Genomic DNA, 14,140 nt, shown 5'->3' with positions numbered 1-14,140 from the left:
GGCGTGCTCACGGTTGGTCCCCGGGCAAGCCCGGACGCATCTGCAGCTGGGTCACCCCGGCGGGCGGCAGACCGGCCGCGTATGCCAGCACCTCGCAGAATGCCTCGAGATGGGGCCGCATGTCGGTGGTGACCGGTGTCCAGGAGGCGCGTATCTCCAGCTGGTGGGCGCGCGGCGGACCGGCGATATCGCCGTAGCGCACCGAGCTGGTCGAGGTCACCGTACCGCCCAGTGCGGTGAACGGTTCGGCCCGCGACTCCAGCGCGTCCACCAGCCAGCTCCATGCCACCTCGGGTAGTAGCGGGTCGGTGGCCAGCGCGGCATCGATATCGGCCTGGATGTAGGCGACCAGACGGAGGGTGCCGTGCCAGGTGTCGTCGCCGTTCGGGTCGTGCAGCAGGATCAACCTGCCGAACGCGTCGCCTTCGGACTCGATCGGAACCACGGCGGCGTCCGGGTGTTTGACCTCCGCGCCGACGGCGTAGGAGTACGGCGCGAGTCGTTGCGGCGGCCGGATGGGCGCGAGCTCGATCCGGGGATGCACGGTAGCGGTGCCCATCGCATCGACCGCGGCGCGAAATAGAGCGGGCTCGCCCTGGGGTCCTTCGGTCGGTGCGGCGCCGTCGCGGAAGTCGAGCGGTGTCACGAATGCTGACGGTAGACCTTGTGCACACGGCGCGGTCGGAGGCGCGCCGCTGTATGCGGCTGTGCTCGATTTGCAGCGCCTGCGGCGCTGCGTGTTCACGGCCCCGGGAAGTCTCGCGTCCAAGCGACCGAGACTCGCGCCTGCCCCTCCGGGGCTCTCGCTCCCGCCGAGCCCACATACGATAGCCGTGATGAGCACTCATACCCGCCGCCGGTTGACCGATGCCCCGTTCCTGGCCGCCGCCACCGGCGCGACGCCCAGCAGGCGTCCGGTGTGGTTCATGCGCCAGGCCGGACGCTCGCTGCCCGAATACCGCGACGTGCGGGCGGGCATCGGGATGCTCGAGTCGTGCTTCGATCCGGAGCTGGTGTGCGAGATCACCCTGCAGCCGATCCGCAGGCACAAGGTCGACGCGGCGATCTTGTTCTCCGACATCGTCGTTCCGCTCAAAGCGGCGGGGATCGATCTGGACATCGTGCCCGGCGTCGGCCCGGTGGTCGCCGCGCCGGTGCGGACGGTCGCCGACGTGCGCGCGGTGCCCCGGCTGCGTCCCGAGGAAGTCGGCGCGGTCACCGACGGCGTGCGCCTGCTGGTCGACGAGCTGGGCGAAACGCCGCTGATCGGGTTCGCGGGCGCGCCGTTCACCCTCGCTTCCTATCTGGTCGAGGGCGGGCCGAGCAAGAACCACGAGCGCACCAAGGCGATGATGTACGCCGACCCGCAGACCTGGCACGCGCTGCTCGGCGTGCTCAGCGACATCACCATCGCGTTCCTGCAGGCTCAGCTGGCGGCGGGCGTCGACGCGGTGCAGTTGTTCGACTCCTGGGCGGGCGCGCTGTCGCTGGCCGACTATCGCAACTTCGTGCTGCCGCACTCGGAGCGGGTGTTCGCCGAGATCGCCGACGCGGGCGTGCCGCGCATCCACTTCGGTGTCGGCACCGGCGAACTGCTGGGCGCCATGGGCGAGGCGGGCGCCGACGTGGTCGGCGTCGACTGGCGGGTGCCGCTGACCGACGCCGTCCGCCGCGTCGGACCCGGAAAAGCGTTGCAGGGCAACCTCGATCCCGCCGTGCTGTTCGCCGGACCCGCGGCGATCGAGGCGCAGGCCCGCCGGATCGTGCGCGAAGCGGACGAGGCGATCACGATGGGCGCCTCCGGACACATCTTCAACCTGGGACACGGAGTGCTCCCGGACACCGACCCCGGCGTGCTGACCGCCTTGGTGGAGTTCGTCCACGAACTGTAGGGGCCCAAAGGGAGGGCGCCCGATGTCGATTCGGCCGTGATGGCCTGCGAGTGAGTCGGCGCTGACCACGTGATGGTCCGGGCCGGTCGCAGCGCGCAGATGTGGGGCGAAGCACAGAGAGCCAACCGTTCGACGGGCGCGGTCGCGAAGCACGATACGGTCGAGGTATGCGTATCGCGGTGGTCGGCGGTGGGATCAGCGGGCTGGTGGCCGCCTATCGGCTGCGGACACTGCTCGGCCCGGACGCCGACCTGCTCGTGCTCGAACGATCCGATCGGATCGGCGGCATCCTCTACACCGGTGAATTGACCGGGGAGCCCTTGGATCTCGGCGCGGAAGCGTTCGTCGGACGGCGGCCGGAGGTGCCCGAGTTGCTGCGTGAGCTCCGGCTCGAGTCGCAGTTGGTGACCCCCGCCGGGCTGCGGCCGCTGGTGTGGTCGGGCGGTGCCGTCCACCCGCTGCCGGAGGGCACGCTGATGGGTATCCCGGCGAACGCCGAGTCGATGCGCGGGCTGGTCGATGCCGCGACGCTGGCGCGGATCGCCGCCGAACCCGAACGGCCGCTGACTTGGGTACCGGGCTCCGACACCGATGTCTACGGGCTGGTCGCCGACCGCTTCGGCGCGCAGGTCGCCGAACGCAGCGTCGATCCGCTGCTCGGCGGCGTCTACGCGGGTAGCTCGCGCTCCATCGGCGTCCGCGCCGCGCTGCCCCCACTCGCCGCGGCCCTGGACGACGGCGCACCCAGCCTCACCGCGGCCGTCCGTGCCGCGTTGCCACCGCCCTCGAACGCGCCGGTCTTCGGCGGAATCCGCGACGGCTACCGGACGTTGCTCGACGCGCTCGCCGCACGATCGGAGGCGAAGTTCGTCACCGCGACGCCGGGGACCCGTCTGGCCAGGGGTCTGCGCGGCTGGGTGGTGGACCCGATCGGCGCGGTCGACGCGGTGGTGCTCGCCACCCCCGCGCCGGTGACCGCACGGCTGCTGGGCGGCGTCGCCCCGGCCGCGGCCGCGGAGCTGGCGGGCGTTGAGCTGTCCTCGTCTGTGGTCGTCGCGCTCGCGTTGCCGCGCGGGACCGCGCTGCCGCAGAATTCGGGCATCTTGGTAGCCACCGGAGAATCGTTGCGCGCCAAGGCCTTCACCCTCTCCAGCCGCAAGTGGCCGCACCTCGCGCACCGCGAGAACCTCCTTGTCCGGGCATCTTTCGGCAAGTTCGGCGACGACGCCGCGCTGTCGTGGCCGGACGCCGAACTCGTCGCCGCCGCCGCCGAGGATCTGGCCACCGTCACCGGCGTCGCCATCGCACCGTCCGCGGCCGTGGTCCAGCGCTGGCCCGGTGGCCTCGCCCAGTACGCGCCCGGCCACACAGCCCGTATCGCGGCCGTCGAAGCCGAGGTGGCCACGCTCGACGGCCTGGCCGTGGCCGGTGCGTATCTGCACGGCGTCGGCGTGCCCGCCTGCGTGGCCTCCGGCACCGCCGCCGCGCAGCGGATCGCCGCCCGCTGACCCTCGCTGCCCTTTCGTACCTCACCCGTTGACGACCGGTGAATGGGCACTTGTGAACCGCCGTGTCGGGTGTCACAGAATGTGTGCCTGCGGCGAGCAATCGGCCCGTGAACGCATTATGTGTTCGCGACAATATTTGCTGCCATTGTGCTCCTATCGGTTTCGGGGCAATTCGAGGTGGAAACGAAAAATGCGCACGGATCGGCGTAATTAAGCACACTCGGTCCGAGCGGTGGAATCGTGGAAATGCGCCGGTAGCGTGAGCGGCATGCAGCTCTCGCCATTCACCGATATCGGATTGCGCACCATCATGCGGCTCGCGGTGAACGACGGCACGGACTCCCGGGTCACCACCAAGCTGATCGCTCGGCAGGTGGACGCATCCGAGCGCCATGTCGCCAAGGCGGTATCGCAGCTGGTCGACCTGGGGTTGGTGGAGGCGCACCGGGGACGGTCCGGCGGATTGTTCATCACCGCGGCCGGGCGGGCCGCGTCGGTCGGCGAACTGATCCGGGAATTGGAAGGCGACCGCGAGGTCGTGGCCTGCGCGCAACCGCATCCGTGTCCATTGCTCGGCGCCTGCCGCCTGCGCCGAATCCTCGCCGACGCGAAGAAAGCGTTCTATACCGAGCTCGACCGTTATTCGATAGAGGACTTGGTCACCTCGCCGACCGCGGAGTTGCTGCACTTGCTCGCCCACTCTCCGGCGAGTGTTTCCACTGAGAGGGAGGAAGTTTCATGAACACCGACGGCGTCGCCCGTAGCGAACCCGAACTCGAACCACACCATGCCGAGGTCGTCCGCGCGACTTTGCCGCTGGTAGCCGCGAATATCGACCGCATCACGGCCGTGTTCTATCGGACCATGTTCGATGCCCACCCGCAGTTGCTCCGCGACACGTTCAACCGGGGGAATCAAGCGCAGGGCATCCAGCAGCGGGCGCTCGCCGCGTCCATCGCCACCTTCGCCACGTACCTGGTCGACCCGGCACTGCCGCACCCGGCGACCATGCTGTCGCGGATCGCGCACAAGCACGCTTCGTTAGGGGTGACGCCCGGTCAGTATCAGATCGTGCACGACAATCTGTTCGCCGCCATTGTCGAGGTGCTGGGCGCCGAGGTAGTCGACGCTCCGGTCGCCGCGGCCTGGGACCGGGTCTACTGGCTGATGGCCGACATCCTGATGGATCAGGAGAAGGGGCTCTACGCCGAGGCGGGCGTGGATTCCGGCGACGTGTTCCGGGACGTGCGGGTCCTGACGCGCGCCGACGACCCTTCCGGCGTCGCGGTCTTCACCGTCGAGTCCGCCGATCCCGCGGTCGAATTGCCGGGATTCCTTCCGGGCCAGTATGTTTCGGTCGGCGTGCGGCTGCCCGACGGTGCGCGCCAGTTGCGCCAGTACAGCCTGGTCGGCCTGCCCCGTGACGGCACGCTGTCGTTCGCGGTCAAACGGGTCGAGGCGGCCGACGGCTGCCCGGCAGGCGAGGTCTCCTCGTGGTTGCACGAGAATCTGCGCCCCGGCCACGCGCTGCGGATCACGCTCCCGTTCGGCGACGTCGCCATCGACACCGCGGCGACGACGCCACTGGTGCTGATCTCCGGCGGTATCGGCGTGACCCCGACGATCGGCGTCCTCGAATACCTCGCCGCCCACGCGCCGTGGCGGCGCACGCTGGTCGTGCACGCGGACCGTGGACCACGGACCCACCCGCTGCGCGGCCGCCTGCACGACCTCGCGGCCCGGCTCGAGCAGGCCGCCGTCGAAATCTGGTACGAGGAAGCTACTCCCGGCGCCCGGCACGGCCGGGTGGATCTCTCGGCACTCACCCTGCCCGCCGACGCGGACGCCTACGTCTGCGGCCCGCCCGGATTCCTGCGCGACATCCAGCGCCAGCTCCACGCCGCGGGCGTCCCGGATGACCGGGTCCACATCGAGCAGTTCACGCCCGCCGACGCGGGCGCTCCCGACCGAGTGGCACGATAGGGCTATGGCGCGACTCGACTATCAGGCTCTCAACTCCACCATCCGCTACCTGATGTTCTCGGTCTTCCAGGTGCAGCCAGGAGTGCTGGGTGAGGATAGGGACGCCGCGACCAAGGAGGCCAGGGCGTTCTTCGACGGTCTCGCGGAGCGTGATGTCGTGGTGCGCGGCATCTACGACGTGGCCGGGATGCGCGCCGACGCCGACTTCATGATCTGGACGCACGCCGAACGCGTCGAGGACCTGCAAGCGGCGTACGCGGATTTCCGCCGCACCACCGAACTGGGCCGGGCCAGCGCGCCGGTGTGGAGCAACGCGGCGCTGCACCGGCCCGCCGAGTTCAACAAGAGCCATGTCCCGGCCTTCCTCGCCGGGGAGGAGCCGGGCGACTACATCTGCGTGTACCCGTTCGTCCGCTCCTACGAGTGGTATCTCCTGCCCGACGACGAGCGCCGCGGAATGCTGGCCGAACACGGGAAGGCCGCGCGCGGTTATCCGGACGTGCGGGCCAACACGGTCAGCTCGTTCGCGCTCGGCGATTACGAGTGGATTCTCGCTTTCGAGGCGCCGGAACTGCACCGCATCGTCGACTTGATGCGCGATCTGCGGGCCACCGACGCCAGGCGGCATGTGCGCGAGGAGATCCCGTTCTTCACCGGGCCCCGGGTGGAGATCGAGAAGCTGATTTCCGCCCTGCCCTGACAGCCTCTGCGCCGGGGGCAGTGTGACTCGACGGGACTGCCTCTTGCCGCGCGTTGCCGACCGGGATCCCAGTGGTAGCGGGGCGAGCCCGTCTCGAGTTCCGGCTCGACGGGCTGTCGGCGCAGCTGGAGTACCTCAGGATGCCCGAGGCGGATCAGCCTGCCAGGCTGCGGTTGCTTTGTTCCGCGGTAACCGCCGCGCATCCCCGCCACGGCCGACCGGTTATCGGGCGCGCTTGCCCAGAGTTTTCGGGGCATGTGCTGGACCGGCGTGCTCCGTACGCTTCGGCGTGAGCGTCGGGCTTTACTCCGCTGCGCTGTCCGAGGGGTGCAGTCGCAGGGCGATGGAGTTGATGCAGTAGCGCTTGTCGGTGGGCGTGTTGTACCCCTCGCCCTCGAACACGTGGCCGAGGTGGCTGTGGCAGTTCGCGCACAGCACTTCGACCCGGTGCATGCCGAGCGAGTCGTCCGACCGCAGGATCACCGCGTCGGAGGCCGCCGGATCGAAGAAGGACGGCCAGCCGCAGTGCGAGTCGAACTTCTCCGTGCTGCGGAACAGTTCCGCGCCGCAGGCCCGGCAGGCGTAAACGCCTTCGGCCTTGGTGTCGGTGTACTCACCGGTGAACGGGCGTTCGGTGGCGGCCTCGCGCAGCACCGCGTATTCCTCCGGATTCAGCTTCGACCGCCATTGCTGCGGCGAAAGCTGGATCCGCGGTGCGGGCAGGGACGTGTCGGCTTCGGAACTCATGGCTCCACGCTAATACGATTCTGCTCCGCCGGTGCCGAACCGTTCTGTGGCCTGGAGGTTTCCGTCGCGAAGGCGGCGTCGGGTGCGGGAAGGGCCTGCTGCGGCTCGTCGCCGCGCGGGTCCGGTGCGGAACGCATCCACGCGGGATCGATCCCGAACGGCAGCCGGCCTTCCCGCCGCGCGGCCAGATAACGGTCGCCCAGCACGCAGAACACGACGATCAGCAGCAGACCCCAGCCGAAGGTGATGCGCAGGTACTCCAGGTTGCGCCCGATGTGCTGCCAGCGGTCCGACAGCCACTTGTCGTAGCTCATGAAGCCGAAGATCGCCAGCCACGCGGGCCAGTTGCGCAGCACCGAATTGCGCAGCACCACCGTCATCAGGAACGGGAACAGCATCATCGAGTAGTACATCTGCCCGAGCGAGCTGAGCAGGAACGACGCCGTCAGCAGCACACCGGAGGAGGTGCAGACGAAGAACAGCTCGTCCTCGCGGTAGTAGCGGTACAGCAGCCACAGCGACAGCAGCACGAGCACGCCGAGCACCACGCGCATGCCCCAGGTCAGCAACGGCGGCAGGCCGTAGTACTCGCCGTTGCCGACGATCGCGCTGTTGAAGTAGTCGCGGGATTCGAAGATGTACGGGAAGGTGCGGGTGAAGAACTTCTCCGGGTCCTTCGACAGCGGCCAGGCGATCGCGGTCAGCGCCACCGGCACCCCGATGGCCGTGATGAACACCTTCCACTGCCCGCGTACCAGCGCGATCAAGAGCAAAGGAGCCAGCGTCGGCTTCACCGCGATACTCAGCCCGAGCGCGGCGCCCGCCCAGAGATCTCGCCGTTGCAGCAGCAGATGGATGAAGACCAGCTCCGCCAGCAGCACACAGCCGTTGACGTTGGTGAACACCAGCGTGTTGATCACGGTCTCGGACATGAACATCGCCAGCAGCAGCGCGGGCGCGGCCACCGAGTTCAGCGTGTACCGGAACAGCCGCAGCAGCAGATACCACGCGATGAGGATCGCGATCGCGTTCAGCGCGATGAACAGCCAGCGCGACTTCTCGTAGTCGATGGCGGCGATCGGCGCGATGAGCAGGGTGCCGCTCGGCGGGTACAGGTAGTGCGGGTCGACCGAGTCGAAGTTCGCCGTGTAGACCGGCCTGCCGTTGAGGAAGTCGAGGGATGCCTGGTAAACCGGCTTGTAGTCGTCGGTGATGAAGCCGTTGACAGCCTTGATGAAGACCCGGTTCAGCACGGTCATGACCGCGAGGGGCCAGAGTGCGAACTTGATCACCTCGGCGGTGGTACGAGCGGTCCGGGGCTCGAGCTGTCGAAGGAACACTGGGGCACGGTACACCGGATCGGTTACCGGTGGTTGCCGGGACCTGTCCAACGCGCCGCTCGAGCGGCCGAGCGGAGCGCCGTTCAGGCCGGGCAGGCGGTGCCGTCAGCGGGGAGTTTGCCGTCTTTCAGATAGTCGAGCAGCGCCCGCTGCGCGCAGCTGGAGTGGGTCGACACCGGATGGCCGAAGCCTTGCCAGGTGAGCGCCGCGTGCCGAGCGCCTGCCGCCCCCAGCGCGCCGGTCACCGACGATTGACCGCCGTTGCCGACCACCGGATCCGCCACTCCGCCGAACACGAGCACCGGGATGCCGAGCATTTCCGGCATCTGCGGCGCGGTCGACACCGGCCAGGCCGCGCATTCCATCAGCGCGATGGCCGCCGCTTTGCCGAAGACCGGATACTTGCCTCCCCAGGCGCCCGCGAGCTCGGTGGCTTTGCCCGGGGTCGGCGGCTGCTGGGTATCGGTGCATCGGTTGACGAACTGTCCATCGCTCTCGGTCGCGGTCGACTCGCGCGCGATCACGGTGCTCAGCGGTCCCCGGTCGCCGCGTCCGGCCGCGGCGAGCGCGTCCGACAGCTCACCGATCCGGTTGGCCTGGTCGGCGCGCGGGCTGCCAAGGAAGCCCGACAGCGCGGTGATCAGTGCGTTCGCCGAGATGTCGCCGAGACCGCCGGACCCGGCCCGGTTCACCAGATCGGTGACCGCCGCGCGCGGGTCGGCGCCCAGCGAGCAGCCGATGCCGACGCAGCGCTGCGCGAACGCGGTCAGGGCGGCCTCGGCGCCCTGCACGGCCTGCTCCGCGCGGGTGACCGCGTCCATGCCGACCGGCTCGGGAGAGTCGAGCACCAGCCGGGCGAGGTGGTCGCCGTACTTGCGGGCGTAGCTGAGCCCGACCTTCGCGCCGTTGCCGGTGCCGAGCAGCGTGATGTGCTCGACCTGCCACTGCCTGCGCAACTGCTCGATGTCGTCGGCGGCGTGCGGTGCGTCGAACGTGCCCTCGTAGGGCTGCAGGAAGTCGCGGCAGGCGATGGTGCCGTCCTGGCTCAGGGTGGTCATCCTGGCCACCGGATCGCCGGGACCGGGGCCGAATTGGGCGTTGTCGGCCAAGCCGCGGCGGATCTCGGGCGGCAGGCAGTCGATCGGCTGCGAGCTGCCGATACCGCGCCGGTCCACCGCGACGATCGGGCGGGCGGCCAGCAACGCGGCGGCCGGACCGGCGGCGAGCCCGGCGAGGGTGGCGGCCGAGGACCGGTCCGAGCCGGAGGTCAGCACCAGCGGCGGCACGTCGGCCGGAGTCTGCGCCAGACGGGCCCGCATCGCCCCGGCGCGGAAGTTGCCGAGCACCGCGCCGGCCGCGTCGATGGGAGTCGAGAATTCGGCACAGTCGAGCACCAGTCCGGCGGGCGCGGGGCCGAGTCCGAGCTGGTCCAGGGTCGGCTGGGTGCACTCGCGCCAGCTGAGGTCGGTCTTGGGCAGCTCGGCGTTCGGCGGCGGCGACGGCGCGGCCGAGGTCGTGGCGTTACCCGCGACGGGCGGGCGCTGTACCGCGACACCGGGACGATCCGACGGTCCCGCGCCGCAGCCGGCGGTGACGATCGAGAGGGTGGCGGCAAGCACGGCGGCCCGAGTCCAGCGCATTGCTACAGCCTGCCAGGTTCCGGCGCCTGTTTCATCGACGGGCCCACCGGGTGAGCATCGTGCCGTCGTCGTCGAGCAGCACGTGCGCGCGCGTCATGCGGGTGCGGAACTCGTGCGCCGACAGCGAGATTCGTCGGGCCGCGCCGCCGACCAGCAGCGGCGCGGTGGTGAGGCAGAGCTCGTCGACCACGTCGGCCGCGAGCAGTTCCCCGAACAATTGCGGGCCGCCCTCGGTCAGCACACGCAGCAGGCCGCGCTCGCCGAGCACACGCAGCAGGCCGTGCGGTGTCACCGCGATGTCGCCCGCCTCGATCACCTCGGCGCCTGCGTCGGCCAGTCGCCGTTTGCGGTCGGCGGGCGCGGCGGCCGTCGTGATGATCAGCGGCGGCACCCGGGTGTCGGTGAGCAGCCGCGCGTCCGGATCGAGCACCGCGCTGGCGGTGACCACCGCGATCGGCGGCGGCGCGCCGTCCGGATGCCCGCCGATGCCGCGCTCGTGAAACGCGCGGCGGCGCCCGGGATCGGTGCGTGCTCCGCCGTAATTCTCCGCGCGCGCGGTGCCCGCGCCGACCACGATCACGTCGGCCAGCTCGCGCAACAACATGAAGACCATCTTGTCGGCGGGCGTGCCGAGCCCCTCGGAAAGATTCCCGCTGGTGGCGGCGCCGTCGATGCTGGAGACGAAATTGGCGCGGACCCAAGGCACGTCGAGCCGGGGCGGGAAGGCGTACAACTGCGCGAGGTCGTCCGGACTCAGCCCTGTGAGCTGGATCGCATTGTGGCTACGCTGCATGAAACTAGATCACACCACGTCTTTAGGCTTCGTCCATGCAAGAACGCCTCGTCGATCGCAACCCGGAGGTTCCGGCCGATCAGCTCGTCGCCCAGATGGTGCCCCCGCCCATGTTCGACGAGGTGAGTTTCGCCTCCTACATCCCCGACCCGAAGGAACCGAGCCAGGCGGCCGCGGTCGGCAAGGCCGAGGAGTTCGCCGGGCAGGTCGCCGCGATCGGAAAGGCCGCGCGGCGCAAGAGTCTGTTCGGCAAGAAGAAGCAGATCAGCGGCGCCGGTCTGTATCTGGACGGCGGCTTCGGCGTGGGCAAGACCCACCTGCTGGCCTCGATCTTCCACAGCTCGCCCGCGCCCAAGTCCTTCGGCACGTTCGGCGAGCTGACCAACCTGGTGGGCGCGCTCGGCTTCGCCAACGCGCTGGAGCGCCTCTCCGGCAACAGCGTGCTGTGCATCGACGAGTTCGAGCTCGACGATCCGGGTGACACCATGCTGGTCTCCCGTCTGCTGACCGAACTGTCCGCGGCCGGGGTATCCATCGCCGCCACGTCCAATACCCTCCCCGGCCAGCTGGGCGAAGGACGTTTCGCCGCACAGGACTTCCTGCGCGAGATCAAGAAACTCGGGTCGATCTTCGAGGCGGTGCGCGTCGACGGGCCGGACTACCGCCACCGCGATCTGCCGCCCGCACCGGAACCCACCTCGCCGGAGGTGCTGGCCGAGCGCGCCGCGGCCACACCAGGGTCCACGCTCGACGAATTCGACGCGCTGCTGAAGCACCTCAGTACGCTGCACCCATCGAAGTACGGCACGTTGATCTCCGGGGTGTCGTCGGTATTCATCTCGAACGTGCACCCGGTCGTCGATCAGGCCGTGGCCTTGCGCATCGTGGTGCTGGCCGACCGGCTCTACGACGCCAGCGTCCCGGTCACGGTGTCCGGCGCGAAGCTCGACGAGATCTTCTCCGCGGAGATGCTCGAGGGCGGCTACCGCAAGAAATACCTGCGCGCGATCTCCCGCCTGCTCGCGCTGTCGCGATTCGAGGTCGCGGCTTAGGCGGCTGCCTCTGCCTTCGCTCGGCCCGGCGCGGGTGGTAGACGGACACCGCGTCTTTGGTGCGGGCCTCGACAGTCGGCAAGATCGACCGGGAAGCGCGCAGACCCTAGCTGATCGGAGCAGTCGTATGGCCCGTCGTTTTCGTACCCCGGTCGCCATGGCGGCTGGTCTGACGGTCGCGTTCGGGCCGGTAACCGGTGTCACGCTCGCCGATCCACCATCGGCTCCCGCGATCTCGGTCGATCGCTCGTTGGCTCTGCAAGGGGTGCAGAACGCCCGCGATATCGGCGGCTACCGCACGACCGGCGGCCGGACCGTGCGCACCGGCCTGGTGTACCGAACCGGCCAGTTGAACAACGCGACCGCGGCGGATCTGGCCGCGTTGACCGACCGCCGGGTGCGCTCCGTCCATGACCTGCGCACTGTCTACGAGCGCGCGCTCGGCCCGGACCGCGTCCCGGCGGGCGCCACAGCGAATTGGGCCGACGTGATCGGCCAGGCGCCGCCTGAGGTCCTCGCCACCACGCTCACCGGAGGCGACGGGCTCTACCGCGCGTTCATCACCGCGCCGGGCGCTCACGAGGCGTTCGCCTCGGTGCTGCGGTCGGTCATCGACACCGATGGGGCGCTGCTGTTCCACTGCACCGCGGGCAAAGATCGCACCGGTTGGGCCGCAGCCGTCCTGCTCACCCTGCTCGGCGTCGATCGCGCCACGGTCACCGAGGACTACCTGCTGTCCAACCGGTACCGCAACGCGCGCGACGACGACCCGCTCAACGGAGTCCAGCAGTCCTGGCTCGACGCCGCCTTCGACCAAGCGGACCGGACCTACGGCAGTTTCGAGGGCTATGTCCGCGAAGGGCTGAAACTCACCGACGCGGAAATCGCCGCACTGCGGGCCGAGTTGCTGGCCTGAGCGCCCGGCCGAGTCCCGGACGAATGTCCACTTCGGCCGTACCGCACACTACGATCCCGGCATGACGAGGTTCGAGACGTGGGACGGCCTGGAGCTCGAGTACCGGGTTTGGGAGGGCGAAGGCGTCCCGGTCGTGCTGCAACACGGCGTGGTCGCGGACACCAATGCGAACTGGGTGAGCACCGGCGTGGTCGGCGCATTGCGTTCCGCCGGACACACCGTGGTGTCCTTGGACGCGCGCGGCCACGGTCGCTCGGACAAACCGCACGAGCCGGAGCGTTACTCCTGGCACGGGATGGCGCGTGACGTGCGCGCACTCTACGACGAGCTCGGCTTCGACGAAGTAGCCCAGGTCGGGTATTCGATGGGGGGCGTGATCTCGCTGCTGGTCGCCGCGGCCGACGAGCGGGTGCGGCGCCTGGCGGTCGGCGGCATCGGCTCGGGCGTGCTCGACTGCGGCGGTGTCGACCGCCGGGTGATCGATCTGCCCGACCTGCAGGCCGCGATGCGCGGCGACGGCGCGGGCGCTTCGCGGACGGCGATGATGTTCCGGGTGCTCGCCGACGCCGTGCACGCCGATCTGGACGCGATTCACGCCGTGGCGACCGGTCTGGATGACCGCCCGATCGAGGACCTGTCGGACGTCACCGTGCCCGCGCTGGTGCTGGCGGGCGACCACGACCCGTTCGCCGACGAACCCGAACGACTTGCCGAGGCCCTGCCGAACGGCACCTTGGCCGTGGTGCCCGGCGATCACTTGATGGCGGTGCTGGCCCCCGCCTTCCACACCGCGCTCGTCGACTTCCTGCGGTGACCCCGGCCTAGAAGATCAGACGCATCACGTGGTCGTGGTGCACCTGGTTGCCGACCGTGAACGTCCTGGTGCCGACGACGGTGAAACCGTGTTTCGTGTAAAACCGCTGCGCACGGACATTTTCCTGGTTGACGCCCAGCCATACCCCGGGATAACCCTCGGCCCGCGCCCACTCCAGCGCCGCCTGCATGAGCGCGGTGGACACCCCGGTGCCGTGATGGCCCGGCAGCACGTACATCTTGCTGATCTCGACCGCCGGACGCAGGCCGACCGCTTCGGCCACCGCCGCGTCGCCGGGGTCGCCCGCCACCAGCATCGCGTAGCCAACGATGTCGTCGCCCGCGAGGGCTTTGAGCACGATCCGCGCCGGATCGCTCAGGTATTCGCCGAAGCGTTCGCCCGACAGCACGTCGGTGACGAAGATTTCGATGTCATCGGGCGTCGCACCCGGGGGACACGCGAGCGGAAAGGTCGCGGCCGCAACATCACTGAGGGCCTCCGCGTCCCACAGCCCGGCCCGGTCGACGGTGACTGGGAGGTTGCTCATGCCTTCATCAGAGCACACCTCCCGTGGCGGGGCATACGAGAACTATTACCGAGACGGGCAAGAGGGGCGCTCGGGTAGTCCGATCTCGAGTCCGGCCGCGGCGGCGCCGTGGCGAGAACACGTCCGCGCTGCGTGCGGCGATCGACAACGACGATCGGACGGATGGCCAGGACACGCGGGCTGGCCGTGAGCGGTGACCGGTGTCACC

At 69.6% G+C, this 14,140-nt stretch carries 14 protein-coding genes; 8 read left to right on the top strand and 6 right to left on the bottom strand.

What is annotated here, in order from left to right; all coding sequences use genetic code 11:
• Positions 1-7: 7 nt before the first annotated feature.
• Positions 8-646, bottom strand: coding sequence for a DUF3000 domain-containing protein (locus tag ACWPXK_RS15830; RefSeq protein ID WP_364330566.1), 639 nt, complete (start codon positions 644-646; stop codon positions 8-10).
• 190 nt (positions 647-836) lie between these two features.
• Here ACWPXK_RS15830 and hemE point away from each other — a divergent pair, with 190 nt between their 5' ends.
• The 5 genes from hemE to hemQ all read left to right on the top strand — a co-directional run bounded on the left by hemE (position 837) and on the right by hemQ (position 6,083).
• The gene (hemE, locus tag ACWPXK_RS15825; protein WP_454196867.1) at positions 837-1,892 is read left to right on the top strand and encodes a uroporphyrinogen decarboxylase; all 1,056 of its coding nucleotides are present in this window, start codon (positions 837-839) and stop codon (positions 1,890-1,892) included.
• 167 nt (positions 1,893-2,059) lie between these two features.
• Positions 2,060-3,400, top strand: a complete 1,341-nt coding sequence (locus ACWPXK_RS15820) for a protoporphyrinogen oxidase (RefSeq protein ID WP_454196866.1) — start codon at positions 2,060-2,062, stop codon at positions 3,398-3,400.
• A gap of 268 nt (positions 3,401-3,668) precedes the next feature.
• Positions 3,669-4,142: an RrF2 family transcriptional regulator gene (locus tag ACWPXK_RS15815; RefSeq protein ID WP_454196865.1), complete on the top strand. Its 474-nt coding sequence runs from the start codon at positions 3,669-3,671 to the stop codon at positions 4,140-4,142.
• Complete coding sequence (locus tag ACWPXK_RS15810) at positions 4,139-5,383, top strand: globin domain-containing protein (RefSeq protein ID WP_454196864.1); 1,245 nt, start codon at positions 4,139-4,141, stop codon at positions 5,381-5,383. The genes ACWPXK_RS15815 and ACWPXK_RS15810 overlap by 4 nt, the downstream gene beginning before the upstream one ends.
• 4 nt (positions 5,384-5,387) lie before the next feature.
• Positions 5,388-6,083, top strand: coding sequence for a hydrogen peroxide-dependent heme synthase (gene hemQ, locus ACWPXK_RS15805; RefSeq protein ID WP_454196863.1), 696 nt, complete (start codon positions 5,388-5,390; stop codon positions 6,081-6,083).
• A 303-nt stretch (positions 6,084-6,386) separates the two neighbouring features.
• On the opposite strand, the gene msrB is transcribed toward hemQ, so the two are convergent.
• The 4 genes from msrB to ACWPXK_RS15785 form a co-directional block, all read right to left on the bottom strand.
• Complete coding sequence (gene msrB, locus ACWPXK_RS15800) at positions 6,387-6,830, bottom strand: peptide-methionine (R)-S-oxide reductase MsrB (protein ID WP_454196862.1); 444 nt, start codon at positions 6,828-6,830, stop codon at positions 6,387-6,389.
• Positions 6,827-8,185, bottom strand: a complete 1,359-nt coding sequence (locus ACWPXK_RS15795) for a glycosyltransferase family 87 protein (RefSeq protein WP_454196861.1) — start codon at positions 8,183-8,185, stop codon at positions 6,827-6,829. The genes msrB and ACWPXK_RS15795 overlap by 4 nt, the downstream gene beginning before the upstream one ends.
• Before the next feature lie 68 nt (positions 8,186-8,253).
• A complete protein-coding gene (locus tag ACWPXK_RS15790; protein ID WP_454196860.1) occupies positions 8,254-9,810 on the bottom strand; it encodes an alpha/beta hydrolase in 1,557 nt (518 codons plus the stop codon).
• Between the two features lie 31 nt (positions 9,811-9,841).
• Positions 9,842-10,603, bottom strand: a complete 762-nt coding sequence (locus ACWPXK_RS15785; protein WP_454196859.1) for a pyrimidine reductase family protein — start codon at positions 10,601-10,603, stop codon at positions 9,842-9,844.
• A 35-nt stretch (positions 10,604-10,638) separates the two neighbouring features.
• Between ACWPXK_RS15785 and zapE the strand changes: the two genes are divergently transcribed.
• The 3 genes from zapE to ACWPXK_RS15770 all read left to right on the top strand — a co-directional run bounded on the left by zapE (position 10,639) and on the right by ACWPXK_RS15770 (position 13,385).
• The gene (gene zapE / locus ACWPXK_RS15780) at positions 10,639-11,655 is read left to right on the top strand and encodes a cell division protein ZapE (RefSeq protein ID WP_454196858.1); all 1,017 of its coding nucleotides are present in this window, start codon (positions 10,639-10,641) and stop codon (positions 11,653-11,655) included.
• 157 nt (positions 11,656-11,812) lie between these two features.
• Positions 11,813-12,571: a tyrosine-protein phosphatase gene (locus tag ACWPXK_RS15775; RefSeq protein WP_454196857.1), complete on the top strand. Its 759-nt coding sequence runs from the start codon at positions 11,813-11,815 to the stop codon at positions 12,569-12,571.
• Between the two features lie 61 nt (positions 12,572-12,632).
• Positions 12,633-13,385: an alpha/beta fold hydrolase gene (locus tag ACWPXK_RS15770; protein ID WP_454196856.1), complete on the top strand. Its 753-nt coding sequence runs from the start codon at positions 12,633-12,635 to the stop codon at positions 13,383-13,385.
• 7 nt (positions 13,386-13,392) lie between these two features.
• Here ACWPXK_RS15770 and ACWPXK_RS15765 read toward each other — a convergent pair whose 3' ends face one another.
• Positions 13,393-13,932 (bottom strand): GNAT family N-acetyltransferase, encoded by a 540-nt coding sequence (locus ACWPXK_RS15765; protein ID WP_454196855.1) that lies wholly within the window; start codon positions 13,930-13,932, stop codon positions 13,393-13,395.
• Positions 13,933-14,140: the final 208 nt, after the last annotated feature.

It is taken from the genome of Nocardia sp. Marseille-Q1738 (assembly GCF_965283145.1).
Note: the sequence above shows the minus strand (reverse complement) of the source record. Positions and strands in the feature narration are given on the sequence as shown.